This window comes from Mycobacterium mantenii, assembly GCF_001667865.1.
GTDB classification, from domain to species: Bacteria; Actinomycetota; Actinomycetes; order Mycobacteriales; family Mycobacteriaceae; genus Mycobacterium; species Mycobacterium mantenii_A.
This window is the reverse complement of sequence record NZ_LZJP01000110.1, coordinates 1-25402: the sequence shown is the minus strand read 5'-3', so window position 1 is coordinate 25402 and position 25402 is coordinate 1. Positions and strand designations below refer to the sequence as shown.

Annotated in this window: 24 protein-coding genes; 9 read left to right on the top strand and 15 right to left on the bottom strand. The window is 67.6% G+C overall.

All coding sequences use genetic code 11. The features are described from left to right. Positions 1 to 37: 37 nt before the first annotated feature. On the bottom strand, positions 38 to 1219 hold the full coding sequence (locus A5688_RS20770) for a zinc-dependent alcohol dehydrogenase (RefSeq protein ID WP_067910513.1): 1182 nt from the start codon (positions 1217 to 1219) through the stop codon (positions 38 to 40). Between the two features lie 99 nt (positions 1220 to 1318). Here A5688_RS20770 and A5688_RS20765 point away from each other — a divergent pair, with 99 nt between their 5' ends. After that, entirely contained in the window at positions 1319 to 2479 is a 1161-nt protein-coding gene (locus A5688_RS20765; RefSeq protein WP_067839436.1) for an NAD(P)/FAD-dependent oxidoreductase, read from the top strand. Between the two features lie 31 nt (positions 2480 to 2510). On the opposite strand, the gene A5688_RS20760 is transcribed toward A5688_RS20765, so the two are convergent. Beyond that, positions 2511 to 3215: a GAF and ANTAR domain-containing protein gene (locus tag A5688_RS20760; RefSeq protein WP_067910516.1), complete on the bottom strand. Its 705-nt coding sequence runs from the start codon at positions 3213 to 3215 to the stop codon at positions 2511 to 2513. 309 nt (positions 3216 to 3524) lie between these two features. Between A5688_RS20760 and A5688_RS20755 the strand changes: the two genes are divergently transcribed. Continuing rightward, positions 3525 to 4835, top strand: coding sequence for an NAD(P)/FAD-dependent oxidoreductase (locus A5688_RS20755; protein WP_067910519.1), 1311 nt, complete (start codon positions 3525 to 3527; stop codon positions 4833 to 4835). Positions 4836 to 4856: 21 nt separating this feature from the next. On the opposite strand, the gene A5688_RS20750 is transcribed toward A5688_RS20755, so the two are convergent. Further along, a complete protein-coding gene (locus A5688_RS20750; protein ID WP_067910522.1) occupies positions 4857 to 5393 on the bottom strand; it encodes a DUF1360 domain-containing protein in 537 nt (178 codons plus the stop codon). Between the two features lie 64 nt (positions 5394 to 5457). Continuing rightward, a complete protein-coding gene (locus A5688_RS20745; RefSeq protein WP_067839448.1) occupies positions 5458 to 5823 on the bottom strand; it encodes a MerR family transcriptional regulator in 366 nt (121 codons plus the stop codon). Positions 5824 to 5986: 163 nt separating this feature from the next. On the opposite strand from A5688_RS20745, the gene A5688_RS20740 reads away from it, so the two are divergent. Next, the gene (locus tag A5688_RS20740; RefSeq protein WP_067839488.1) at positions 5987 to 6436 is read left to right on the top strand and encodes an Hsp20/alpha crystallin family protein; all 450 of its coding nucleotides are present in this window, start codon (positions 5987 to 5989) and stop codon (positions 6434 to 6436) included. A 128-nt stretch (positions 6437 to 6564) separates the two neighbouring features. Continuing rightward, positions 6565 to 7248 (top strand): PAS and ANTAR domain-containing protein, encoded by a 684-nt coding sequence (locus tag A5688_RS20735; protein WP_067839451.1) that lies wholly within the window; start codon positions 6565 to 6567, stop codon positions 7246 to 7248. 70 nt (positions 7249 to 7318) lie between these two features. Here A5688_RS20735 and A5688_RS20730 read toward each other — a convergent pair whose 3' ends face one another. Further along, positions 7319 to 7975 (bottom strand): response regulator transcription factor, encoded by a 657-nt coding sequence (locus A5688_RS20730; RefSeq protein WP_067839454.1) that lies wholly within the window; start codon positions 7973 to 7975, stop codon positions 7319 to 7321. A gap of 246 nt (positions 7976 to 8221) precedes the next feature. Here A5688_RS20730 and A5688_RS20725 point away from each other — a divergent pair, with 246 nt between their 5' ends. The 3 genes from A5688_RS20725 (at position 8222) to A5688_RS20715 (ending at position 10563) form a co-directional block, all read left to right on the top strand. Beyond that, entirely contained in the window at positions 8222 to 8644 is a 423-nt protein-coding gene (locus A5688_RS20725) for a pyridoxamine 5'-phosphate oxidase family protein (protein WP_067839457.1), read from the top strand. A 67-nt stretch (positions 8645 to 8711) separates the two neighbouring features. Further along, positions 8712 to 9872: a MacS family sensor histidine kinase gene (macS, locus tag A5688_RS20720; protein WP_067839460.1), complete on the top strand. Its 1161-nt coding sequence runs from the start codon at positions 8712 to 8714 to the stop codon at positions 9870 to 9872. Then, positions 9862 to 10563 carry a response regulator gene (locus tag A5688_RS20715; protein WP_067910525.1) on the top strand — a complete coding sequence of 234 codons (702 nt, stop codon included), beginning with the start codon at positions 9862 to 9864 and terminating at the stop codon, positions 10561 to 10563. Before macS ends, A5688_RS20715 begins: the two co-directional genes overlap by 11 nt. 55 nt (positions 10564 to 10618) lie before the next feature. Here the strand turns inward: A5688_RS20715 and A5688_RS20710 are convergent, their stop codons facing one another. From A5688_RS20710 to A5688_RS20670, 9 genes are all read right to left on the bottom strand, one after another. Then, entirely contained in the window at positions 10619 to 11935 is a 1317-nt protein-coding gene (locus A5688_RS20710) for an acyltransferase family protein (protein ID WP_067910528.1), read from the bottom strand. A 135-nt stretch (positions 11936 to 12070) separates the two neighbouring features. Beyond that, on the bottom strand, positions 12071 to 12361 hold the full coding sequence (locus A5688_RS20705; RefSeq protein ID WP_036473574.1) for a YiaA/YiaB family inner membrane protein: 291 nt from the start codon (positions 12359 to 12361) through the stop codon (positions 12071 to 12073). A 45-nt stretch (positions 12362 to 12406) separates the two neighbouring features. Next, on the bottom strand, positions 12407 to 13687 hold the full coding sequence (locus A5688_RS20700) for a hypothetical protein (RefSeq protein WP_067910531.1): 1281 nt from the start codon (positions 13685 to 13687) through the stop codon (positions 12407 to 12409). Between the two features lie 3 nt (positions 13688 to 13690). Further along, entirely contained in the window at positions 13691 to 14887 is a 1197-nt protein-coding gene (locus A5688_RS20695; protein WP_067910534.1) for a cation:proton antiporter, read from the bottom strand. A gap of 32 nt (positions 14888 to 14919) precedes the next feature. Continuing rightward, on the bottom strand, positions 14920 to 16002 hold the full coding sequence (locus A5688_RS20690) for a PDR/VanB family oxidoreductase (protein WP_067910537.1): 1083 nt from the start codon (positions 16000 to 16002) through the stop codon (positions 14920 to 14922). A 2-nt stretch (positions 16003 to 16004) separates the two neighbouring features. Continuing rightward, on the bottom strand, positions 16005 to 16934 hold the full coding sequence (locus A5688_RS20685; protein ID WP_067910540.1) for an alpha/beta fold hydrolase: 930 nt from the start codon (positions 16932 to 16934) through the stop codon (positions 16005 to 16007). A 2-nt stretch (positions 16935 to 16936) separates the two neighbouring features. After that, a complete protein-coding gene (locus tag A5688_RS20680) occupies positions 16937 to 17845 on the bottom strand; it encodes a metal-dependent hydrolase (RefSeq protein WP_067839493.1) in 909 nt (302 codons plus the stop codon). 108 nt (positions 17846 to 17953) lie between these two features. Next, positions 17954 to 21208 (bottom strand): thioester reductase domain-containing protein, encoded by a 3255-nt coding sequence (locus A5688_RS20675; RefSeq protein ID WP_067910543.1) that lies wholly within the window; start codon positions 21206 to 21208, stop codon positions 17954 to 17956. Positions 21209 to 21675: 467 nt separating this feature from the next. Continuing rightward, entirely contained in the window at positions 21676 to 22668 is a 993-nt protein-coding gene (locus A5688_RS20670) for a diacylglycerol/lipid kinase family protein (protein ID WP_067839480.1), read from the bottom strand. Between the two features lie 194 nt (positions 22669 to 22862). Between A5688_RS20670 and A5688_RS20665 the strand changes: the two genes are divergently transcribed. Together A5688_RS20665 and A5688_RS20660 are read left to right on the top strand one after the other, a co-directional pair. After that, positions 22863 to 23744 (top strand): oxidoreductase, encoded by an 882-nt coding sequence (locus tag A5688_RS20665; protein WP_067910546.1) that lies wholly within the window; start codon positions 22863 to 22865, stop codon positions 23742 to 23744. A gap of 98 nt (positions 23745 to 23842) precedes the next feature. Continuing rightward, complete coding sequence (locus tag A5688_RS20660) at positions 23843 to 24760, top strand: DMT family transporter (RefSeq protein ID WP_067910548.1); 918 nt, start codon at positions 23843 to 23845, stop codon at positions 24758 to 24760. A gap of 78 nt (positions 24761 to 24838) precedes the next feature. Here A5688_RS20660 and A5688_RS20655 read toward each other — a convergent pair. Next, positions 24839 to 25402 (bottom strand): MCE family protein (locus A5688_RS20655; RefSeq protein WP_207546718.1); only part of this gene is annotated, 564 nt, incomplete at its 5' end.

The window sequence follows — 25402 nt, the reverse complement described above, 5'->3', positions numbered from 1 at the left end:
CGACGGCGCTAAACGGAAAGCCTTGTGGCGGAAACGATCACGGCTTGAGTATGACCTTCACCGCACCGTCCTGCTTCTTCTGGAAGATCTCGTAGGCGTGCGGTGCCTGGTCGAGGGGCAGCACGTGAGTGGCGAAATTGTCGACGCCGAGCGGGTCGTCGTCGGTCAGCAACGGCATGATGTCGTCGACCCAGCGCTTGACGTTGGCCTGCCCCATCCGCAGGGTCACCTGCTTGTCGAACAGGGTGAGCATCGGCAGCGGGTCGGCCATCCCGCCGTACACGCCGATCAGTGAGATCGTTCCGCCGCGCCGCACGATGTCGATGGCGGAGTACAGGGCGGACAGCCGGTCCACCCCGGCGGTTTGCATCACCCGCTTGCCGAGCGCGTCGGGCAACAACCCGGCGACCTGTTGCGCCAGTTTGGCGGCCGGCGAGCCGTGCGCCTCCATGCCGACGGCCTCGATGACCGAGTCGGTGCCCCGCCCGTCGGTCAGGTCACGGATCGCGTCACCGAGCGAGCCGTCGAGCCGCCCCAAATCGATGGTGTGGATACCGCGTTTCGCGGCGCGGCCCAGCCGTTCGGGCACCAGGTCGACGGCGATGACGCGGTAGCCCAGGTGATCGGCGATGCGCGCGGCCATGTCCCCGATCGGACCCAAGCCGAGCACGGTGACCGAGCCGCCGTCGGGGATGTTGGCGTAGTCGACCGCCTGCCACGCGGTGGGCAGCACGTCCGACAAGTAGACGAACCGCGAATCCGGCGGTCCTACAGGGACTTTGATGTGTGTGAACTGGGCCTGCGGGACGCGAAGCAGCTGAGCCTGCCCGCCGGGTACCTCGCCGTAGAGCTCCGAATAGCCGAACAGCGCGGCGCCCATCCCCTGGTCCCTCACCTGGGTGGTTTCGCATTGGGTGTAGAGCTCATGCTTGCACATGTGGCAACTGCCACAAGAGATTTGGAATGGGATGACCACTCGGTCTCCCACCCGCAGATCGCCTGTTTCCGTGCCGACCTCCCGTACGATGCCCATCGGTTCGTGACCGAGGATGTCCCCGGGTCTCATGAACGCCCCGAGAATCTCATACAGATGCAGATCGGACCCGCAGATGTTGGTCGAGGTGACCTCGATGATGGCATCGGTGGGTTGCTCGATCTTCGGATCGGGCACCGATTCCACCCGTACATCGCGTTTGCCATGCCACGTAACAGCCTTCATGTGAAGGGCTCATACCCGCCTCGCGTGCGTCGAAACGGCGCGGTCACCACTGCCGACCGAGGCTCGATTCAAGCCCCGCGGCGCGGGTATCACCCCGTGATGAGTCAGTCGGGATCCGGAGTCGTGATCGTGGGCAGCGGGCCGACCGGGGTTGGCGCGGCGGAGTCGTTCCGTGAACACGACGCCGACACTCCGGTGCGAATCTTCACCGCCGACATCGATCCGCCCTACGCCCGGCCTCCGCTGAGCAAGGAATACCTGCGCGGCGATACCGATGACGTCGACCTGCACCCGCCGCGCTGGTTCGGCGATCGGGCGATCGAGCTCATCGGCGGGGCGCCGGTCCAGCGGCTGGATCTCGCCGAGCGGGCCGTGTACATCGGCGATGAGAGGTACGGCTACGACGCGTTGATCCTGGCGTGCGGCGCAGCGCCCGCGCCACCGCCGTTTCCCGGCGGGGAGCGCGCGCTGTTGTTGCGCTCGTTGGCCGACGCCGGAACGCTGCGCGCCGCCGCCGCAAACGCCTCCTCGGCGGTGGTGATCGGCTCGGGATTCATCGGCTGCGAGGCCGCCGCCTCGTTGGCGCTGCGTGGGATCTCGGTGACTGTGGTTGCGCCGGCGCAACTTCCGCAGGAGAAGCGGCTGGGCCGCGAGGCCGCCGCGCGGTTGCGCGATCTGGTCGGCGAGGCCGGCGCCCGCCACGTCGGCGGGGTGACGGTCGAGGAAATCACCGAAGCGGGTGTGCGCCTGGACAACGGTGTCACCATCGACTGCGACCTGGTGCTCGCGGCGACCGGTGTGGCGCCGCAGAGCCGGATTGCCGCCGAGGCGGGCCTGCGGGTGGACCAGTCCCGCGTTGTGGTGGGGTCCGATATGGCCACCTCGGCTCCCGACGTCTACGCCGCCGGCGACGTCGCGCTGGCCTATCACGAAGTCGCCGGTCGCCGTGTGGCCACCGAGCACTGGCAGGACGCGGCCGACCAAGGGTCGATCGCCGGCACGTCCGCGGCGGGCCGCCAGGCGAATTGGGATGCGGTGCCGGGCTTTTGGACCACCGTCGGCGATGCGACCCTGAAGTACCACGCTTGGGGCGACGGGTACGAACGCAGCCGGCTGCTCGATCACGGCGACGGCTTCACGGTGTGGTACGACGCGGGTGATGTCGTCGTCGGCGTCCTGACCTACAACGCCGACGATGACTACGACCTCGGCGAGCGGCTCATCGCCGAGCGCCGGCCGGCACCGGTTCCGATGCCCTGACTGCCGCAAAACCGCCCGTCGGCGGCCACATTCAGCGCCGGCTTTTGAGCGGGTGTTCGGCGTCGATCAGTGCGGCCGCGATGTCCACCAGCCGGGTGTTGGACTGTTGCGAGAGCCGGGTGAGCAGCTCGAAAGCTTCGACGGCGTCGAGGTTGAAGCGCTCCATGATCACGCCCTTGGCCTGCCCGATGGTGTCGCGCGAGGCCAGGGCGCTGCGGAATTGGTCCTGACGGCGCATCATCGACCAGGCCAAAGCGATATGGGTGGCGTACACCGTGCCCAGTTCGACCGACTCGGCGCTGAACGCGCGCGGGGCGTCGGCATAGAAGTTGAGCGCGGCCATGCTGCTGCCGTCGATGAACAGCTCGAACGACAAGACGGAGCGAATCGGGGTCTGCTCGAGCGCATAGCGCCGGTAGCGGAGCCAGCGCTGGTCGACGTACAGGTCCGCGATGTGCATGATGTGGTGCTCCCAGGCCGCGGTCAGGCAGGGTCCTTCGCCGAACCTGTTCTGAATCGCGTCCAGCACCATGGGGTAGCGGTGCGTGGCGGCCACGCTGCTGACCGACCTGCGCTTCTCGGCCAGCGTGATTCCCGCATACTGGGCGCCGGTGACGTGGTGCACCCCGTTGTCGATGAGTTCGTGCAGCCCGGCCGTCGTATCGCACTGGTCGCGCCCTACATTGTTCACCAGCTCGACGAGCTGATTGACGATCGTGGCACTGCCGTCCCGCATAACCATCACCCCTCGATGCAGTCCTGGCCGCGGAGCCCCTGTCCCCTGCCATCACGGCGACATCGGCACGTTCGCTAATGCGGACGCCAAATACTGAGTCTATGAGCCATACAGCGAAGCACAAGGCCGGATAACGAACTCATCGAGCGATGCGCGGGGCCCGGTCTTGCACCGTAGACGAGGTTCGTCAGGGTCTCTTGCCGGAACCGGCGATAAACGCTCCTGGCCAACGGTTTTCGCGGCGGCTGCAGCTACAACGGGGGTATGGGGGCCGGGATCCGTTCGGCGAGGCCGCCTACACTCGGATCAGTGACCTCCATTGTGATCGTGGGAAGTGGCTTCACCGGATTCACCTGCGCCCGTCGGCTGGCCCGCATTCTGCGCCGACGCCGTGCACCTGTCGACATCACGATGATCTCCCCGGTCGACTACATGCTGTACACGCCGCTGCTGCCCGACGTGGCCGGTGGGGTCGTCGATGCCCGCTTCGTCGCTGTCCCCCTGGCCAATTCGCTCAAGGGCGTGCGCGCCGTGCGCGGCCGCGTGGACGGCGTCGACTTCACCCGCCGCACGGTGACCTATTGCGATCCCGAAGAGCGCAGCCATTCCATGTCCTGGGATCGGCTGGTGCTGACCCCGGGCTCGGTGACCCGGTTGTTCGATGTCCCGGGGCTTGCCAGACACGCGCGCGGATTGAAGACCACGGCCGAGGCCCTATACCTGCGTGACCATTTCGTCGAACAACTGGAACTGGCCAACATCGAGGATGATCCCCGGGTGGCCGCGGCCAGACGCACCGTCGTGGTGGTCGGCGCGTCGTATTCGGGCACCGAGCTGGTGGCGCAGCTGCGGGCGCTGGCCGACGCGGCGGCCAAGCAAATGGGGTTCAACCCCGCACAGGTACGGTTTCTGCTGCTGGACCTGGCCGACCAGGTGATGCCCGAGGTGGGAAAGAAGCTGGGCGACGCCGCGCTCAAGGTGTTGCGCAAGCGCGGTATCGACGTCCGGCTCGGCATCACCCTCAAGGAGGCGCACGCCGATCACGTTGTGCTCAGCGATGATTCGCGCATCGAGACGCACACGATCGCTTGGGTGACGGGGGTGACCGGGGCACCGTTGATCCAGGACCTGGGCCTGCCGACCGAAAAGGGCCGGCTCACCGTGCAGCCCGATCTGCAGGTACCGGATCATCCCGAGGTGTTCGCGGCCGGTGACGCGGCCGCGGTGCCCGACCTGACCCAACCGGGAAAGGTCACGCCGCCGACCGCCCAGCACGCGACCCGGCAGGGCAAAGCACTGGCCCGCAACGTGGCCGCCAGCCTCGGGTACGGCAGCAGCAAGGAATACAAGCACCGCAACCTCGGCCTGGTGGTCGACCTCGGACCGCGCTACGCGGTGGCGAATCCCCTCAACATCCATCTGTCCGGCCTGCCCGCCAAAGCAGTGACCAGGTCCTACCACCTCTACGCGATTCCACGCGGGGTCAACCGGTGGGCCGTGTCGCTGGCGTACCTGACCGATGCCCTGTTCACCCGCTCCGTCGTCTCCATCGGGTTGTCCTCCGAGAACGACGCGCAATTCACGGCGAGCGAAGGCATTCCGATGCCGAAGACGGGTTGATCCGGAGCGTCAGCGCGCGGCTCAGCCCTCGGCCGACTGTTGCGCCATCGCGTAGGCGAGCTGCAGGAAGTCCGCGCCGGCCAGCGCGCTGAATACACCGGCGATGAGCCGGGTGAACCGGGGCGCGAACACCAGGCCGATGGCGAACCCGGTGGCGACCCACATGTCCAGGCAGAACGGGCAGGTCAGCAGCTCGCCGAGGCTGTGCCGGAGCTGGCTTTGCTCCCGGACCTCTTCGTGGACTTCCGCCGGTCCGCCCGTGCCCGCGTACTGCGTGAACGGCGCCCGCAGCGGGCTGGTCACCGCGTCCTTGGTCAGCGTTCGGGACAGCTTGTGGGTGCCCAGGGTGAGGATGAGCAGGTCTTGGACCCGCCACCGCGCCGGTAGCGTGCGCCCGCTGGCCAGCGCGGCCAGGGTCGCGACCACCACAACGACGCCGTAGACGACCATCACCACCAGGTAGCCGCCCAGCGGCCGGACGTTGTCGCCGCGGTAGGCGTCGGCCTCCTGCCGCGCACTACCGGCGACCTGAGCACCGGTTTCCGTCAACTCACCCATCGCTTCTCCTCAAAGGCATAGCGGGACGAGTACCCGGCGCCGGCCGGTGCAATCCGCGAGGGCTCTACAGTGTGCCCGGCTCGACCGGTTTCGCCTTCTTCGCGGCTTCTCGCAGAGTGTGGTTGGTGGACCGCAGGTCGGTGTTGGCCGCAGACAGCGTGGCGTTGTGGTCTTCCAGATCGAGGATGCGTGCGACCCCGGCCAGGTTGACCCCCGACTCGACCAGCTCGCTGATGCGCCGCAGCCGCATCAGGTCGTCGGCGCTGTATCGGCGGGTTCCGCCCCGGCTGCGGGCCGGCGTGATCAAGCCGTACCGTTCGTAGAGCCGCAGCGACTGCACCGCGATCCCGGACAGTTCGGCGGCCACCGAGATGCCGTACACGCCATGGTCGGACGAGGGCGCACCCGCGTCGCCGCGGTACTCGGCCATCACCCATCTCCTTCAGCTCACCGCTCAAGGTCGCTAGCTCACCGCTCAGAAAATCTGTTTAGCACACTTGCATGAGTCTGTCGACGGTGTTATACAAAACCTATGTCATTAGACATAGGAAATTGCCGACCCACCGCCTAGATTGGAGTGAGAGGTGACCACCATGCTGATGCGTTCGGATCCCTTCCGTGACCTCGACCGATTCGCCCAACAGGTCCTCGGTACCGCCGCCCGGCCGGCGGTGATGCCGATGGACGCCTGGCGCGAAGGCGAGAACTTCGTCGTCGAATTCGACCTGCCCGGCATCGATGCCAACTCACTGGACATCGACATCGAGCGCAATGTGGTGACCGTGCGCGCTGAACGACCGGCCGTCGATCCCAACCGCGAGATGCTGGCCACCGAACGGCCGCGCGGCGTGTTCAGCCGCCAGCTGGTCCTCGGCGACAACCTCGATACCGAGAAGATCGAGGCTTCCTATGCCGAAGGCGTTCTGAGCCTGCACATTCCGGTGGCCGAGCGGGCCAAGCCGCGCAAGATCACCGTCGGCCGCGGCGACACGCCCCGAGCCGTCGGGGAAGGCGCCGCCCAGCGCGAGGTCATCAACGCCTGACCGACCGGCGGCCGGGCGGCGGTCGGTCAGGCACGCACGCGTGCCTACCCCTGCAACCGCCGCCCGCCGCCGGCCCCTAGGCCACCGGTGCGAACGTCCCGCCCGGTACCAGGGAGGCCCGATACACGATGAAATGGGAACTCGACGGCCAAACCGTCAACGTCGAACAGGCGTTGGCCGGCGGCGCTGCGCAACCGGCGGGCTGGTTTCGGTTCTACTTCACCGACCAGCACTGGGAATGGTCCGAACAAGTGCAACGCATGCACGGGTACGAACCCGGCAGCGTCACCCCGACCACCGAATTGGTGCTGTCACACAAGCATCCCGACGACCGCGGACACGTCGCGGCCACCATCGACCAGATAGTCGATACCCGCCAGGCGTTCAGCACCCGCCACCGGATCATCGATACGCTGGGGAACGTGCGCCACGTCATGGTCGTCGGTGACCAGATCTTCGACGACGACGGCGACGTGATCGGAACGCACGGGTTCTACATCGACGTCTCGCCACCGCACGAGCAGGCGCAGCAGGACGCCATGAGTGTGAAACTCGCTGAGATCAGCGAGAACCGGGCCGGCATCGAACAAGCCAAGGGCATGCTCATGCTGATCTACGGCATCGGCGACCGTGCGGCCTTCGACTTGCTCAGATGGCTGTCCCAGGAAGCGAATATCAAGCTCCGGCCGCTGGCCGAGCAGATCACCGAAGACTTCCGCCGCGTCGGGTTGGCCAATGCGTCCCAGTCGGAATTCGACCACCTGATGCTGACCGCGCACGAGCGCGTTCAACCCTCCCGCCAGCCCGAGTAGAGCGCGTCTTTAGCCTCGGAAAGGTCTGTGCGACAAGCAGATTCGTTGAGACCCGATGGGCCGCGCAGCGTCAGTCCGCCGCCGCCGGTGGGCCGGACTGCTGGTTCACCTTCGACGCGAAGACCGCCGCCTGGGTACGACGTTCCATCCCCAGCTTGGCCAACAACCGGGACACATAGTTCTTCACCGTCTTCTCCGCAAGGAACATCCGGGCGGCGATCTGCCTGTTGGTCAGGCCTTCGCCGAGCAGCCCCAGCAGCGTGCGTTCCTGCTCGGTGAGTCGAGACAGCGGGTCTTCCTGATGAGCGGTGCCGCGCAGTTTGGCCATCAACGCGGCAGCCGCCCTGTTGTCCAGCAAGGACTTGCCCGCACCCACCTCTTTGATCGCATGGGCGAGCTCCATGCCCTTGATGTCCTTGACGACGTATCCACTGGCGCCGGCCAGGATCGCCTCGAGCATCGCCTCGTCGGAGGTGAACGACGTCAGCATCAGGCATCGCAGGTCCGGATGGTCGGACACGAGGTCCCTGCACAGTTCGATTCCGTTGCCGTCGGGAAGGCGAACGTCAAGCACGGCCACGTCGGGCCGCAACGCGGGTATCCGCGCTTTCGCCTCCGCCACCGAGCCGGCCTCGCCGACGATTTCGAGTTCGGGATCGGCGGCGAGAAGATCGCACAGACCGCGGCGGACGACTTCGTGGTCGTCGACCAAGAACACCTTAACCATGGCAGGCCCTTTCCTGCTGATCGCGCACACGCCCGAATTGCGACAGCCGAATTCAATATCCCACATTTTCGATTGACAATCAGCAATGCCGACCGCGCCGCTGCTGTTGGCGAACAACTGGTTCAACGACTTTGGTCCCCGCGGGATGGGACCTTTGGCCGCCGCAATTCGGTGAAGCCGGCCAATAGCCTTGAGGGCGCCCCGCGTTGCGAGCGCGAAATCGCGCGTTTATGAAGGGATTACCTGATGTCAGCGATCGACCAAGGAGTCGCCATCCTCCCGGTGCACGAATGCTGGGATCTGCTCGCGGGTCTGACGCTGGGGCGGCTGGTGACCTACGCTGACGGTCAGCCCGATATCTTCCCCGTCAACTACGTCGTCCAACGACGCACGGTCCTGTTCCGCACCGCGGAGGGAACCAAGCTGATCAGTGCGGCGATCAACAATCGGGTGCTGTTCGAGGTCGACGACCACAACGTCGCCGAAGGGTGGAGTGTGGTCATCAGGGGGACCGCGCGTTCGCTGCGCACCCCCGAGGAGCTCGAGGAAGCCGAACGCGCACAGGTGTTGCCGTGGACGACGTCCGAAAAGACGCACTACGTGCGCATCATCCCGGAAACGATCACCGGCCGCCGGTTCCGGTTCGGATCACGGCCGGGTGATGCCTGACCCGCGGTTGCGTCGGGCCCACGGGGCGGCAACGTGTTCATAGCCGGCGGCGGGGCCGTGCGCCCTTATGCTGGCCACGATGGCGAATCACGGCCCCGATCCCACCACGCCGCTGTGGCGCGCGGCGCAAGTGTTCCGGCTGCTGAGCTGCGTCTATGCCACCGGCTTCCAGATCGCGATCAACCCGGACCTACTTCGGCCGGTGCTGGGCTGGGTGCTTTTCGCCGGGCTGATCGGCTGGAGCGCGGCGTGCGCGTTCGCCTACCTGCGCGGGTTCGGCCGCAAACCGGCATGGGTACTCGCCGAGCTCCTGGTCGTCGTCGCGCTGATGTGGTCGAACAACCTCGTCGCGAGCCCACAGTGGGCGGCCGAGAACCAGACCTGGCCGACGACCCTGTGGGCCAGTAATCCCACCATTTCCGCCGCCATACAATTCGGTCCCGCCGGCGGAATGCTGACGGGTTTGGCGGTGATGGCGACCAATTTCGTCGTCAAGAACTATTTCGCCCTCAACCTCGGCCACAACGCCACCGTCATCATCGAATTGGCGATCGGCATGGCGATCGGGATGGCCGCCCAGACCGCGCGGCGCTCCCACGACGAGCTGCAGCGGGCGGCCGAATTGACGGCGGCGGTCCAAGAACGCGACCGGCTGTCCCGGCAGGTCCACGACGGAGCCATCCAGGTGCTGGCGCTGGTCGCCAAAAAGGGTCATGAAATCGGTGGCGCCACAGCAGAACTCGCCGACCTGGCCAGCGAGCAGGAACGCGCGCTGCGGCGATGGCTGGCGTGCACGGACATCGATCCTGACGCCGACGGCGACACCATCGACCTGCGCACGCTGCTGCGGTGCCGGGAAAACGATCGGGTGTCGATCAGCCTGCCCGGAACTGCGGTGCCGCTGGGGCGTTGGGCGGGAACCGAACTCGACGCCGCGGTGGGCAATGCCCTGGACAACGTGGTCGCCCACGCCGGCCCGGATGCGCACGCGTTCGTACTCGTGGAGGATCTCGGCGATTCGATCGTGGTCAGCGTCCGCGACGATGGCGTGGGGATTGCCGCCGGCCGGCTCGCCGAAGCGGCACGGCAGGGCCGCCTCGGCGTCTCCCAGTCGATCGTGGGGCGGTTGACGTCGCTGGGCGGCAGCGCCCACGTGCACAGCGACCCCGGGGAGGGCACCGAGTGGGAGTTGTGCGTGCCGCGCCGGGAGGGACGCCATGGCGGATGACGGGGCTGATGACGAGGCGGACGTCGGGGCGCCGACGACGGTGATGGTCGTCGACGACCATCCGATCTGGCGCGACGCGGTCGCCCGCGACCTGGCCGAGGACGGGTTCACCGTGGTCGCCACCGCCGACGGTGTGGCCAGCGCGCGGCGGCGGGCGGGCGTGGTCAAGCCCGACGTGGTGGTGATGGACATGCAACTGACCGACGGCGACGGTGCCCAGGCGACCGCCGCGGTGCTGGCGGTGTCACCGTCGTCGCGGGTGCTGGTGCTGTCGGCCTCCGACGAACGCGAAGACGTCTTGGAGGCGGTCAAGGCCGGCGCGACGGGGTATCTGGTCAAGAGCGCCTCGAAATCCGAACTGGCGCAGGCGGTGACGGCCACGGCCGCCGGCCGCGCCGTGTTCACCTCGAGCCTGGCCGGGCTGGTGCTGGGTGAATACCGGCGGATCGCGCAGAACAAGGACCAGAACAAGGACGACGGCCCCGCCCGCCCGAGCCTCACCGACCGCGAGACGGAGGTGTTGCGTCACGTCGCAAAAGGGTTGTCCGCCAAGCAGATCGCCGAGCGGCTCTCGTTGAGCCACCGCACGGTGGAGAACCACGTGCAGGCGACCTTTCGCAAGCTTCAGGTCGCCAATCGGGTCGAGCTGGCCCGCTACGCCATCCAGCACGGCCTGGACGAAGAGCCGTGACCCGCGGGGCGGGCGGATAACCGCACCACTTTCCCCGCGGGTCAACCGATCTGGGCTACCGGGTGACCGTGTGCGGCCGCTTCGCCGGCTGCCCGGCCGCGATCCGGGCGGTCACCAGCCCGGTCACCACCACGGCCATGCACACCAGCCCGTCGTCCTTGAGCCCCCACCTGATCGCGGCAAGCAGCGCCACGCCGGCCACGCACAACAGGCCACCCACGATTGCGCCCCGCCCGCGCGACGTCACCGCGGGTGCGCCGTCCCAGCCGGACAGCGGGTTGTTCTCGCACGGCCGCAGCGCGACGAACAGCACCGCCACCACGGCGACCACGATCAGCACCTGCGCGAGGCTGAGGGCGAGGAAATCCTGCGCGCCCGGGTAACGCGGGCAGCCGAGGTAATCGAAGGCCAGATGCACGCCCAGCAACACCGGCATGTGCCACAGGTACAGGGTCATCGCGCCGGAGTTGCCGATCGCGGTCCACCACCACACCCGCGGCCGCTGCGCCCAGCGTGCGATCGCCGGGGCGGCCGCGATTGCCAACGCGCTCAGGATGATTGCGTGCCCCGCCAGGAGCAGTGACGGCGGGCTGGTGTTGGACAGCTGGTGATCGCCGGTGCCGACCATGCTGATCTGATACGGCCCCCAGTGCACCAGCGCGACATCGACGGCGAAGAACACGGCGGCGACGGCCACCGCGGCGCGCCCACTGAGCAGGCCCCCACGGTAGGCCACGCCGAACATGGCGGGAATCAGCCAGACGGCCATGTTGAGGTAACCCAGCGGCATCATCGCCGGCCAGTGCAGCCGGATCACATCGATCAGCGCGATCGTCCCGTAGACGGCGGCCACCCCGGCGGCCAGGCGGCCGGCGGTGGTGATGCGGTACAGCATCGGCATGGCGGCCAGCACCAGGACGTAGGCTCCCAGGAACCACAACAGCTGCGTGCTGACGCCGGCGATCGGCTCGTAGATGTGTTGGGGCAGCGCCCGATACAGCAGGGTCAGCGCCACGGCCCAGAATGCCAGGTAGTAGAACACCGGGCGGAACAGCCGGGTGCAGCGTTTCATCAGCCAGTCTCCCCAGTTGGTGCCGGGAGACCAGGACGACACGCAGGCCGCCGCCCCGGCGAAGAAGAACAGCGGCATGATCTGCAGCAGCCACGTCATCGCCTGGAACAGCGCCGAGGTGGTGAGCAGGTTGTCCCAGATCAGGACGTGGTTCTCGATGATGCTGATGGCCATCACGGTGTGGCCGAGCACCACGCCGATCAGCGAGGTGATGCGGATGACGTCCAGGACGCGGTCGCGGTCGGCGGGCGTGCGGGCGGCCACCTCGGCGACGTCGGGAAACCTGACAAGGGTTGTCATGGGAGCGTTACTGCCCTTCTGTGTTGTGAATGCAAAGCGTTGCGGTGGAGAACGATTGGTGCGATGGAAGAAGCATCGCCGAAAGCGCGGCCCGGATCATGCGCACTTCTACGCGTTGAGCCTGAGTAGTACTACTCAGCCCGCGGCATTGAGCGGGTCGTAATCGGCCAGCAGCCTTTCGATGCGGGCCTCATCGAGCCGCACCCGCACGGTGGCGGCCTCCTGCTGGTCGCGGATCACCTTGGCCAGGGTGAACGCGCTCGATACCAGGAAGAGGAAGGTGACTCCGAGGAACAACCGTGGCCAGGGGTCGAGTGGGAGGAAGTAGATTCCGCCGAGCGCGGCCACGAAGCTGATCGCGAATGCGACGGCGGCCTGAACGAAGAAGGCGGCGGTGGTTTTCGACATGCTGTTGGGAACGGTCATGCCAATAAGCCTGCGGCAGCGGCCCATTGGCGGGGATCCGTAAGACTACTCAGATTTGGCGGCAAGACCCCGGGACGGTGCCAGCAGCGCCGCCGCGCCGCCCGCGGCGAACACGCCGAGCACCGCGGCTACCACCGTCGCCACCTGCACCGGCGCGAACCCGGAGTCCGCCAGCGGTTTGACCACGACCACGACCGCCAGCGCGGGCATCAGCAGGCGGACCCACCAGGTCACCACGCTGTCACCGGGAATGCGCGAATTAGCCTCTGTGACAAACACATACAGCGCCATCAGCAGCAGGGGCGCCGCGCCGAGGATGACCAGCCCGATCCCGCGCGCACCGTGCGCCGAGACTGCGGCGGCAACCACCGCGACGAGCCCCACCACCCCCAGTCGCAGACCGGCGTTCGGTGTCGCCTCGCGCATGACCGCCAGGCCCGCGGCTGCGCGCACCGCGGCCCACCCGGAGACCAGCGCGGCGGCCACGGCCAACGCGATGCCGGCCACCGCCATCCACCGCCGGCCCTCGTCGGCGTAGAACTCGGGCACCGCCTCGGCCAGCATCTTCGCGCTCCATCGCCACGGCCCCGCCACACCCCGGTGATCGCCCACCCACAACACCACCGCCGCCGCGGCGACCACCACGGTGGCCAGCGACATGGATCGTCCCGGCCTGGCGATGCGTGCACTGCGGACCGTGAGCAGTTCGACGCCCACCATCCCCAGGCCGAAGCCGACCAGCTGGCCGGACAGCGGGCGCGGCGCCGCGGCCGTTCCGATGACGACGGGGTCGGTGCTCAGCGCGACGAGGGCAGTCACCGCGACCGCGAGGCAGACGTAGAGGAGCAGGCCCGCGAGCACGAGCGGTAGTGCCAGCGACGCCACGACGCGAGTGGGGGCCCAACAGGCGGCGGCTCCGATGACGAGCGCCACGGCCGCGGCGCCGACCGGGAGCCATGACACAATCGCGGTTGGGTCGTCGCCGGGCGAAAGCAGCTGCAGCAGCAGCAATCCGAGCGTGGTGGCGAACTTGGCCGCTAGCGCCAGGTAGGCGAGCAGCTGAACGAGTCCCGCCGCGAATCCCGCCCTGGGACCCAGGGTGGCGCCGATCAACTCGGCGGTGCTGCGCGCGTCCGGCGCATGGCCGCGCAATCGCGCCAGGGCGTAGATCACCGGAATGACGACCGCCGCCCCGAGCAGCGCGCCCAACCCGTACGACGCCGCGGACGCGATCAGCGCCATGCTCAGCCCGGCGGCTCGCCACGTGCCCAGCTCTACCCGCCCGGAATCCGGCTGCGTCGGCGCAAGCAACGATTTCTTCGGCATCGCCTAAGCATGGCGTAGCGGGGTCTGCACGGCCTCGCCCGGTTGGGTTGCGCCCTGGCCGCGCGCGGCCAGCGTGCCCGCGATCGACGTCGCCGCGACGGTCAGCAGGGCGCCGAACAGCAGCGCCGACGCCTCTCCGGCGACCAAGAGGTGTTCCTGGGTGCCGATGGTGGCCGCGGCCACCGGCACGCCGAGCTGCGCCGCCGAAAGCACCCCGAAGGCGAGCGGCTGGCGAAGCAGCCGTCCGGCGCAATGCGCCAGCATCGCACCGAATCCCAGTCCCGCACCCAGCAGGATCAGCTTCGGGTGCGCGCCGAGTTCGCGGACCTGCAACGAGGCGCCCAGCCATACGAAGAACAGCGGGCTGAAGAACCCCTCGGTGATGCCGAAAAGTTGGCGTGCCAACCGGCGCGGTTCGCCGACCGCACCGACCACCAGGCCCACCGCGAAACCCGCCAGCATGATCGACACGTGGGTGGTGACGGCCAGCGCCGCCAGCCCGAACAGCACCAGCAGGCTGGTCCGCAATTCCAGCGCGAACCGGTGCATCTCGGAATAGCGGTGCAGGCGTTTGCGCCAGCCCTTGCGGTCGACGGTGCGTAGCGCCACGAACAGCGCCGCCGCGAATCCCGCCACCGCCAGCGCCCCCAGCGCCGCCGTCGGCGCCCTTTTGATGTCAATCACCAACGGCAGCAGCACAATACAGGCGGTGTCCGCAATGGCGATCTGCGTGATGACGGACAGTACCTGACGTCCCCGCAACCCGAGCGAATCGATCACCGGCAACGCCAGCGCCGCCGACGAGGAGGCCATCAGGACCGCGTAAAGCGCGGGGTGGCCGGTCCCGAATGTCGCGGCCAGACCGATACCCAGTGCCACCGCGACGGCTCCACTCAGCACGGCGCGCCCCAGGGCCACCGGAAACACCGAACGCATTGCGGCCTCGCGGACCGGCACATGGGTGCCCACCACGAACATCACCAGCGCGAAGCCGATATTGGCCAGCACCTGGAACGTCGGGTCGGCGATATCGACCACGTCGAAGCCGGTCCGGCCGATCACCAGGCCGGCGACCAATTCACCGACCACCACCGGTATCCGCAGGCGCCGGACCGAAGCCAGGACCGGGCCGGCCATCCCGACAGCGGCGAGCAACGCCAAGGTGTGAAAGCCGAATCCGTGCACCACGCCATTCTGCATGGTGGGAGGTCACAAGTGGCGCATCACCGCGCTCAGGCGTCGATCACCACGCGGCCGTTTTTCGCCCGGGAAACGCAGACCAGCATCTCGTCGTCGCCCTCTGCGGTGCGCCCCCGCCGATCGACCTGCCCGCCAAGCACTTTCACCTTGCAGGTGCCGCAGAACCCCTGCTGGCAGGAGTAGGCGGTGGTCGGGTCGCGATCGAGCATCACGTCCAGGGCCGACCGGTTTTCCGGCACGCTGAGCACCCGTTGGGAGCGGGCCAGTTCCAGCTCGAAGGGGACCCCGTCGATCACCGGAGGCGGGCCGAAACGCTCATAGTGCAGTGGCGCGTTGGCGTGTTCGTCACGCGCGGTGCGCACCGATTCCAGCATGGCGGTGGGACCACACACGTAGACGGCCGTCGTCGGCCCGGCGTCGGCGAGCAGGTCCGTCGCGGTGGGGAATCGGCCGCGCTCGTCGTCGGCCCACACCGTGACCCGGTCGGGGGCCACGGCCACCACCTCGTCCAGCAACGGCATGTCATCCCGGCTGCGGCCGGCATAGATGGCGCGCCAATCGATTCCGCGCTGTTGGGCCGCCTGCATCATGGGCAGGATGGGCGTCACCCCGATGCCGCCGATCACGAACAGCACCTCGCGTTCGTCGGTGACGAGGTAGAACGCGTTGCGGGGCCCTTCGAACTCGAATGTGTCCCCCACCGCGAAGGCCTCGTGCATCTCGATCGAACCACCGCCGCCGTCGGCGATGCGGCGCACCGCGATGCGGTAATCGGTGCGCCGGCCGGGTGAACCGCACAGCGAGTACTGGCGGCGGCGACCCGACGGCATCCGAACGTCGATGTGCGCGCCCGGTGTCCAGGACGGCAACAGTCCACCGGCCGGGTCGGCCAGCGTCAATGCGACCACATCGGGCGCCACCAGCTTGCGATGGGTGACCACCGCGGTGGTGGTGCGCCGCACCGACTCCACGCGCGAGGACGTCCACCGCGACGCCGACGCCATGCCGCCGAACAGCGCACCGACCCCATACAACGCGGTGTACATGCGGTCGCGTTTGCGGCGGCCGTAGAGATCGGCCGGTATGTTCTCCCAAATAGTCTGTGCCACAATCATCCTCACATCTGACCGATGCCGCGACGGCCGGCGGACTGGGCGATCAGGTCGACCCACTCGCCGGTGAGCCGGGCGACGACGTCGGGGTGCGCGGTGACCACCCAGTGGCCGCCCTCGATCGGGACGATCCTGCCGCCGGCCGGGATGGAGCCGGTAAACCGTTGCAGGGCGGGCGATACGAAATAGTCCTGGCGGGCGATGAGTACCTGCACCGGAACGTTGGTCTGTGGCAGCCGCGCCGGGGGCGACAGGATCGGTGCCGGCATGTTCGCGCGGTACAGGTTGAGCCCGTTGAGGTAGTCGTCGACCGAGCGGTACGCCGCGCCGCGCTCGCTGCCGGCGCTCGATCCCCCGATACGTTCAACCGCTTCAAAGACTTTCACCGTCGCCCGGGACCGGATCGCCAGCTCGGGCGCCCCCGGGCACAGGAAAAACCAGATGTAGGACGAGGCCACGATTTGTTTGATCACCTCGAGGAGCGCGCGCGGAGTGCGCGCCGACCGCAGGAACCTGCCCGCATAGTTCAGGTGGGGACCGGAGACCGACGTGAACGAGGCGATCCTGTCCATCACCGAGTCGTCGGTGACCGCCGCCCAGGCCTGGATCGATCCCCAATCGTGGGCCAGCAGGTGCACCGAGTCCACGCCCAGGCGGTCGATCACCGCGCCGACGTCGGCGACCAGCTGCGGGAGCAGATACCCCGAACGGGTTGCCGGCGTGGAAGATTGGCCGGCGCCGCGCACGTCGTACGCCACGACGTTGAAGCGGCGGCCCAATGTCGTTGCCACCGCATCCCACACGTGGTGGTTGTCCGGGTAGCCGTGGATGGCCAGGATGGTCGGCCGTCCGGGGTCGATGTCGGTGTAGGTGTGCACCGCCAGCCGCACCCCGTCGGAGGCGGCGACCATGGTCGAAGCGAGTTCGGTCGTCATGGTCAGTGCGACGCGCGGGCGGCGGGTGAGCGGGCCAGGTAGTCGACCGCGCGTCCCACCCCGCCCAGCTGGGACGGGTGGAAACTCGGCGTGTAGTAGGCGCCGATGACCCGGAGGAATTGGAATGGCCCGGGCACCAAACCCCGTCGCGCCGCGCGGAAGTAGTCTCGCCAGCGCGGCTTGGTGCCGGGCGGCAGGTAGGGGTCGACGGAGTACATGAACCGCACGCCGCGGACGAACAACCACAGCAGGGCGGGCGTGATCAGCAGCTGGGTGCGCACCTGTCGCCAGTACCCGGCCCGCAGGTGCTTCATGGTGTCGAAGGCGACCGCCTTGTGCTCGACCTCCTCGGCGCCGTGCCAGCGCAACAGGTCCAGCATCACCGGGTCGGTGCCCATGGCGTCGTGCTGCGGGGTATCGAGAATCCATTCGCCCAGGATGGCGGTGTAATGCTCGAGCGCGGCGACCATCGACACCCGCTCGAGCAACCAGCTCTGCCGCCGGCGCCGGCTCCACCGCGGCCGGTCACCGATGAGTTGGGTGAATAGCCAACGCATCTGGTCGGTGAACGGCGTCACGTCGATGCCTTTGACCGCGAAATGCCCCAGCACCCCCGCGTGCGCCTGGGAATGCATGGCCTCCTGGCTGATGAATCCCTGCACATCGCGCCGCAGCTGATCGTCTTTGATCAGCGGCAGGGTGTCCTTGAAGGCGTCGACGATGAACTCCTCACCCGCCGGCAGCAACAGGTGCAGCACGTTGCAGAAGTGGGTGGTGAAGGGTTCGTTGGGCACGTAGTAGAACGGCAGCGTCGACCAGTCGAAGTCGACGTCACGCGCCTGCAGGACGATCCGCTCGTGGTCGAGCGAGGCGTCATGCGGGCCCGTTGCCTTGTCGTCGACGGTGAACATCGTCGCCACCCCTTTCCGTCTTGCGACGACCCGCTGCGCCCGGCTTCGCCGCGCTTGCGATCGCCGCGTCCGTTTTACGCCAAGTCGTACTCACGCCAAGTCGTAACGCTAGGCGCTGCGCTGCGCCTCGTCCTCTACCTCAGTGATCAACCGTTCGTTGCGCAAGAACCGGACAAGATGATCGACCGTCTCGGTCAGGGCCGGCTCGCGCAGCCGGACGTTGGCCAGCCCCCGCCGGTGGCGGTACTGGGTGTTGTCGTAGCGCTTGTCCCGCATCGCCGCGATCTTGTCCGCCGACCGGGTGAGGAAGTCGACCAGCGGATACATCTGGTCATTCGGCGTGCAGCGGCGGTTCAGCTGCTCGGTGAAGGACGCGATGTCGTGGTAGTCGAAGCGATACCCGTAGCGTTCGGACAGGATGCGGGTGACGTCGGTGAGGTTGTAGTAGTCGTCCGCGGTCATGTTGAACACGCTGCCCGACTCGTCCCGCAGACCCATCAGCGTGACGATGTGGTCGGCGATCAAGTCCGCCGGCAACAGACTGATCTGGTTGAGCGCGTTGACGGCGACCCCGTGCTCGATCATGAACGCCGTCAGCCGCACCAGGATGTCGTCCTGGCTGCCGTAGCCCGCACGGGTCGGCGAGATCAGCGACGGCCGGTAGATGCGGACGTCGAGTCCCTTGCGCTGCGCGGCCAGCGCCAGCTGCTCGCCAACCCATTTGGTCTGCGAGTAACCGAAGTCCAGGCCGGCCATCTTTTCGTTGGCATCCCACTCCCCCACCACCGGCTCGGTGCTCCAGCCGTAGATGAACGTGCTGGAGACCAGGTGGAAAGCCTTGCGGTGGTTGGTCATTGCGAGTCGCAACAGCTCGCGGGTGCCCTCCACGTTGGCGGGCCGCAGGGCGTCGTAAGTACGCACGTAGTTGACCAGGGCGCCGTTGTGCACGACCGCGTCGACGTCGCGCGCCAGTTGCGCGAAGGCCGCCTCGCCGATGCCCAGCGCGGGCTTGGCGAGATCGCCGCGGACGACGCGGACCCGGGCGCGGACGTCGGCCTCCAGCGCCGGCGTCCAGAGCTGGGCGCGGCGCAGCGACGCGACGATTCGGTCCAGGCCGTGCGCGGCGTCGGTGGCGCGCACCAGTGCGTGCACCGTGTACGAGGTCCGCGCCAGCAGGCTGCTGACCAGGAACGGCCCGAGGAATCCGGTCGCGCCGGTGAGCAGCAGATCGGTGGGCTCACCCGGTCGCGCGGGTGCCAGCTCCGGCAGCGGCAGTGCCGCGTCGGCCCGCATCTGGGCCGCCTCCTGGGCCTCGTATTCGGCGGAGATCTGATCCAGCGCCCGGCGCAGGGCGTCGAGCGGCTGTCCGGACCCCTCACCGAATTGGCTTATCAGCCCGAAGAATTCGGACACGGTCAACCGCTGCAGGAGGCGAGTGTTGACCTCGTCGGCCAGCTCGCCCGCGCCGTTGTCCTCCAGTAGGGCCTGCAGGTCCGTGCGAAGTTCGGCCAGGGCCAGCGAGTCGATGCCGAGGTCGGCGAACGAGCAGTCCTCGTCACCGGTCAGGTCGTAGCTCTCGATGAGGTTGCGGAAGCGGTCCAGCGGACCCGCACCCGCGCCCTCGTGAGTTCGGTTGGCCGACTGGTTGATCCAGCTGGTGAAGGTGGGCAGCTTGTCGTCGCGCCACAGTTGGCGGGTCGACGAGCGCCGTATCTTCCCCGACGTGGTCTTGGGAATGCTGCGCGGCGGCGCGAAGACGATCGCGTGCGGATCGATGTGGCAGTGCCGCCGGATCGCGCGGGCCATCGCCTTGGCGTCCGGAAGGTTGTTCTCGTCGCGTACCTCGGCGACGACGATCAGCGCTTCGGACTCGTCGTGCTCGACCGAGAAGGCGGCGACGCAGCCGTTGCGGACCTGCGCGGAAGTGCGCTCGACGACGGCCTCGATGTCGGAGGGGTAGCAATTGACGCCGCGGACGATGATCAGGTCTTTGCTGCGGCCGCAGACGAAAAGCTCGCCCTCGTAGAGGAAGCCGAGATCGCCGGTCCGCAGGTAGGTGTGCTCGTCATCGCCAGCGACACGCGCGCCGAACATCTCCGCGGTGAGCTCCGGTCGGTTCCAATACCCGGCCCCCTTGGAATGTCCGGCCAGCCAGACCTCGCCGACCCGGCCGTCGGGCAGCGCCTGCCGCGATTCGGGATCGACGATGCGAACCAGGGCCCCCTCGATGGGCTTACCGCAGCTGACCAGCGTGACCTGATTGCTGTTCTCCGGCAGCGCCTTTTCGACGCGGGCGACGTTGCGCTCCAGCCCACGCTTGTTCACCGCAATGGTCTGGCGCCCGCGGATCGACACGGTCAGGGTGAATTCGGCCATGCCGTAAGCGCCGGTCAGCGCCTCGGGCCGCAGACCGTACTCGGCAAACCGCCGCCGGAAGCGAGCGAAGGTGTTGGCGCGCAGCGGCTCTGCTCCCACCACGATGCATTCGAGGCTGCTCAGGTCGACGCCGGCCAATTCGGAGGCGGGCAGCTTGTCCTCGCGCAGGCAGTATTCGAGCGCGAAGTTGGGTCCCGGCGTGTGCGTGGCGTGCACGTCGCTGATCAACCGAAGCCAGGACGACGGCCGGGCGAGGAAGTCCAGGGGTGACATCGCATGCGTGGTCCCGCCCAGCAACACGACGAACATATAGGCCGAGATCAGCCCCATGTCGTGGTGTTGCGGCAGCCACGAGGCCAGCACCACTTCGCCGCCGCTGAAGGCGAAGCCGTTGGCGATGATGTTGGCGTGGGTGACGATCACACCCTTGGGATCGCTGGTCGAGCCCGAGGTGTACTGCAGGAAGAGCACCTCGCCGGGAGTGTCCGCGACCGGGGCGCCGCCGAAGTCCTGCGCCCCGTCGGTCGCGTACCACGGCAGCTCCGGCAGGCCGGCGTCGGACCCGCTTGTCCACAGCTGCTCGCCATGGCGCTGACCGAGCAACAGGCGGAAGTCGTATTCGAACTGCTTTGTCGACAGCACCGCCGTGGCCTGGCAATCGCGGGCGATGAAGCTGAGCTTGGCCAGCCCGGAATCGAAGGACATCGGCAGCGGAGGGCTGACTGGAACGGCGATCACGCCGATGCGGGCGCAGGCATAGAGCGCCGCGATCATTTCCAGACCGGGCGGGTAGACCAGCAGCGCACGGTCCCCCGACTTCAGACCCGCCTCCTTGGACAGGTAGGCGGCCAGCTCACGGCTGCGGTCGGCGAAGGCCTGGTAGGTGTAGTGCTCGAGTTCGCGGCCGTCGGCGTCGACGAACCGGAAGAGGGTTTGGTCCGGCTTCTGCGCTTCCCACATCTGCAGGTAATCGATCAGCGTCTCCATCGTAGGAGTGATCCCCTTCCAGGTTGGCTCTGCCCGAGAACGACTTACGTCGTGAATATACGACCAATGTAGCGCTGCACTGCCGCCCCGAGCAAAACCTCGAGCAGCATTAATGGCCATCACACACTACATTCACAGGATAAACTTACCCGCCGGAATTAATTGCACGGATGCTGATTTCCGCGCATACGGACTTCAGTATCTCAGTGGTATATGACCAGGCACTACCACGGTCCTACCGCCTGAAATACTGAACTACGTATCTGTGAATTCACGCATTTCCTATTCGTCAACCGCGGTGCGCCGACGGCCGAAATAAGATTTTAACGTCGTTACATGTATTGCCGAAACCGCAAAGAAAAAAACGCAATTATCCGATGGCATTGGACGGGGTTCGGGAAGTCCGCGGGCCGAGGCCGAACTACCTGCGGCCGGGCGGATCCAAGTGACGTCGCGGGCGGTAGCCGCTAGGCGGGTCGGGCGACGCGGATGCGCGGGCCCGCGCGGGCGACCAGTTTCATAATGCCGAGGAAACGCTCGCCGTCGATGATGGGCGACAGCGGGTCGTCCTCGGCTTCGATGATCATCTCGTGGCCGTTGACGTCGCGCAGCCCGTCGCCGCGGAGCATGCCGTTGGTCAGGGCCGCAGGAAGCTGCACCACGATCTTGGATGGCCGCAGGAATCCGGCCTGAAAATGCAGGGCGCCGGGCTCGGAAGCCTTGGGGAACAACCGAAGTGGGCCGCCGATGCGCAGGTCGATCGCGCCGGCGTGCAGCAGGCTATGCGTGCGCGACGGGACCTCCTCGCCGTCGATCACCACGCGGGCTCGCGTCGGCGTGAACAGGATGGACGCGTAATTCGGCGTCTTCACCCGGCTCGGCGCGACCTTGGAGGTGATGTAGTCACCGAAGCTGCGGGCGATCACCCGCGCGACGGCCAGCCGATTGTGGTCGGGTGCGTCGTAATACCGGTCGTAGAACCGGTTGCCAACGCCCCCGGCCGCCAGCCCGAAGCAGAGCCGATGAAACCCCTCGCCGTCGGCGGTTGCGCCGTCGAGCACCAACGTGTCCAGGTCCACCTCGGGCGGCGGCTGATTCGCCTTGGCGGCGTCGGTCAGCGCACGGACGATCGCTTCGGGCCGTCCGCGCACCCGGGCCTTGCGCGCGACGGCGTTGACACTGCCGCCGTTGGTCGGGACGAACGCGGGCCAGCGTTGCGGATCGCTGACGCATTGTTCGATCTCGTTGATCAACCAGTGCAGTGCGCCGTCGCCGCCGTCGCCCACCAGGTGGGTGACGCGGGGCGCGAGATGGGCGATGGTGTCGCGCAGCTCCTCGATCGAGTGCGTCTCGTGCACCTCGCCCCAGGCGCCGACGGTGCGCCGCAATTCGTCGATGCGGTCGCGGGATGCGGCGCGATTTCGCCGCGCTTTCGGATTGACGATGACGCCTAGATACATGCCGCGAACCCCGATTCGCACCCGACGAAATTCCGCCCCGGTCGGGTGCCAGGCAACCGCTCAGGTGGGATTTCGCTGGTCATCCCAGGCACGATACCCGCGCGCAGCGGGGTATCAGTAACGCTCCTGCATACCGCCGCACGACCCCTCGGCCCGGCGGCCACCGTCGCAAGTGCGAAGTTAGGGTGTCTGCCATGGCCGATTGGACCGCAGCCGAGCTGCCCTCGTTCGCCGGACGAACCATCGTCATCACGGGGGCCAATGCCGGGCTGGGCGAGATCACCGCCCGCGAGCTGGTTCGGGCAGGTGGCCACGTTATCCTGGCCGTCCGCAACACCGACAAGGGTCGGGCCGCCGCCGCGCGGATGACCGGCCCGGCAACCGGCAAAGCCGAGGTGCGGCAGCTCGACCTGCAAGACCTGTCGTCCGTGCGGCGCTTTGCCGACGGCATCGACACGGTCGACGTGCTGATCAACAACGCCGGCATCATGGCCACGAAACACGCGGTGACGGTCGACGGCTTCGAGGGCCAGATCGGCACCAACCACCTCGGCCATTTCGCGCTGACCAACCTGCTGTTGCCCAAGCTGACCGACCGGGTGGTGACGGTGTCCTCGCTGATGCACCACTTCGGCTACATCAGTCTCAAGGACCTGAATTTCGACTCGCGGCCGTATTCGGCGTGGCTGGCCTACAGCCAGTCGAAGCTGGCCAACCTGCTGTTCACCAAGGAGCTGCAGCGGCGCCTCGATGGTGTCCCCACTTCGCTGCGCGCCCTGGCCGCCCACCCGGGCTGGTCGCACACGAACCTGCAGGGCAACTCCGGCCGCAAGCTGGGCGACGCGGCGGTCCTGGCGGTGGACCGGATCGTCTCCACCGACGCCGATTTCGGCGCCCGCCCGACGTTGTACGCGGCCTCGCAGGATTTGCCGGGCGACACCTTCGTCGGGCCGCGATTCGGACTGTACGGCCGCACCCAGCCGACGTGGCGCAACTGGCCGGCAAAGCGCGCCGGCACCGCCGCCGCCCTCTGGGAACTGTCCGAGCGGCTGACCAAGACGAAATTCCCGCTCTGACTCGGCTGCGCCGGGGGCAACCCGTCGGCGCGCTTGCCGCGCGGGTCGCGGCTAGATTGGATGGATAGCGCAACCGCACCCAGTGAGGAGGTAATGCCATGTCCGACACGCATTTGGCGGCCATCCTCGCCCTGTGCGCCGCGCTGGCGTCCGCGATCGGCAACGTGGTCCGGCAACGGTCCGCGCAGGAGGTCACCGACCAACGAGTGGGCCACCTGACGTTGTTCGGCATGTTGCTGCGCGATAAGCGTTGGTGGCTGGGCGGTTTGGGGGACATCGGCAGTTACGTGTTGCTGGCCGCCGCGCTGGACAAGGGCTCGGTGTTGCTGGTGATGTCGTTGCAGGTGACGGCGCTGCTGTTCGCTTTGCCGATCTACGTGCGGATGACGGGCAATCCGATCACCCGCCGCGAGTGGACGTGGGCGCTGGTGCTGGCGGTGGCGCTGGCGGCGCTCATCTCGATCGGAGACCCGACCGGCGGCCAGCAGCGGGCTCCGCTGCACACGTGGATCGTGGTGGCCGCGGTGATCGGCCCGCTGTTGCTGCTGGGTTTGCTCGGCGCGCGCCTCTGGGCGGATCGCCCGATCGCGGCGCTGCTGCTGGCGGCGGTGGCCGGCACGTTGTTGGCGGTTTTTGCGGTCCTGATGAAGGGCGTCGTCGACATCCTGGAACACCAACCGGGGCACGTGTGGCGGAGCTTCGAGTTGTACGCGCTGGTGTTCTGCGGGGCGGCCGGAATGATCTATCACCAATCCGCGTACCGGGCCGGCGCGCTCACCGCCTCGTTGCCGACGATCATCGTGGCCAAGCCCGTGGTGGGCGGGATCCTCGGCATCCTGGTGCTCGGCGAGACGTTGGAAGCCGGCGGCTGGGAGTGGTTCGTCCTCGCGGGGACGCTCGTCGTGGTGATCGTCGCGACGGTCGGTCTGGCTCGTGGTGAGGCCGCCTCCATGTCGGCCGGCGCGGGGCGTGACGTGAAAGCCCGCGCACGGCAGGAGGCGGCCTCTCAGGCCTGAGCGGCCGCGGTCCGCCTTCACAGCGAATGAGGTTGGCGGGTAAGCATTTTCACCCGCAGCCACGGCCGGCGGGTAGCGCTACGGGTTGATGGTGTTGTCGCCGACCTGGCGGCCCCAGACGTACTCGATGGCATACGGCGATCCGGTGTCCAGGTGGTTGTACGGGGCGATGCTGTTGCCGGTGTCCATGATCAGCTCGGGCGCCGGCCACAGATCGCGGGTGATCTTCTGCCAGCACCCCGGGGCGCCACCCGGCCCGCCGCGGGCGTTGAGACGCGGCAGGTTCTCGGGATAGATGTAGGGGTTGGGCGCGCCGCCGACCACGCCGGCTACGCCGCCGACCAGCGACGCGATGACCGGCACCGCGGACACCGGGTTTGCGATCAGTCCCAGCCCGGAGAGCACCTCGGTGTCCATGTTCAACGAGTAGCCGTTGAAACCGCCCTCGGCCGCGGCGGTGGCGGGCAGCGCGTCGTAGTTATTGCGCATCAAGCAATAGATTTCCGGGCTGTAGGTGTCCAGCAACTGCGCCGTCGGCACCAGGTCTTCGGCGCCGCGCGCCAGGTACGGGCCACCCTTGTTGAACAACTCCGCACCGGTGTTGCCGAACCCGGCCGCCGACAACAACGCCTGATCCAGATC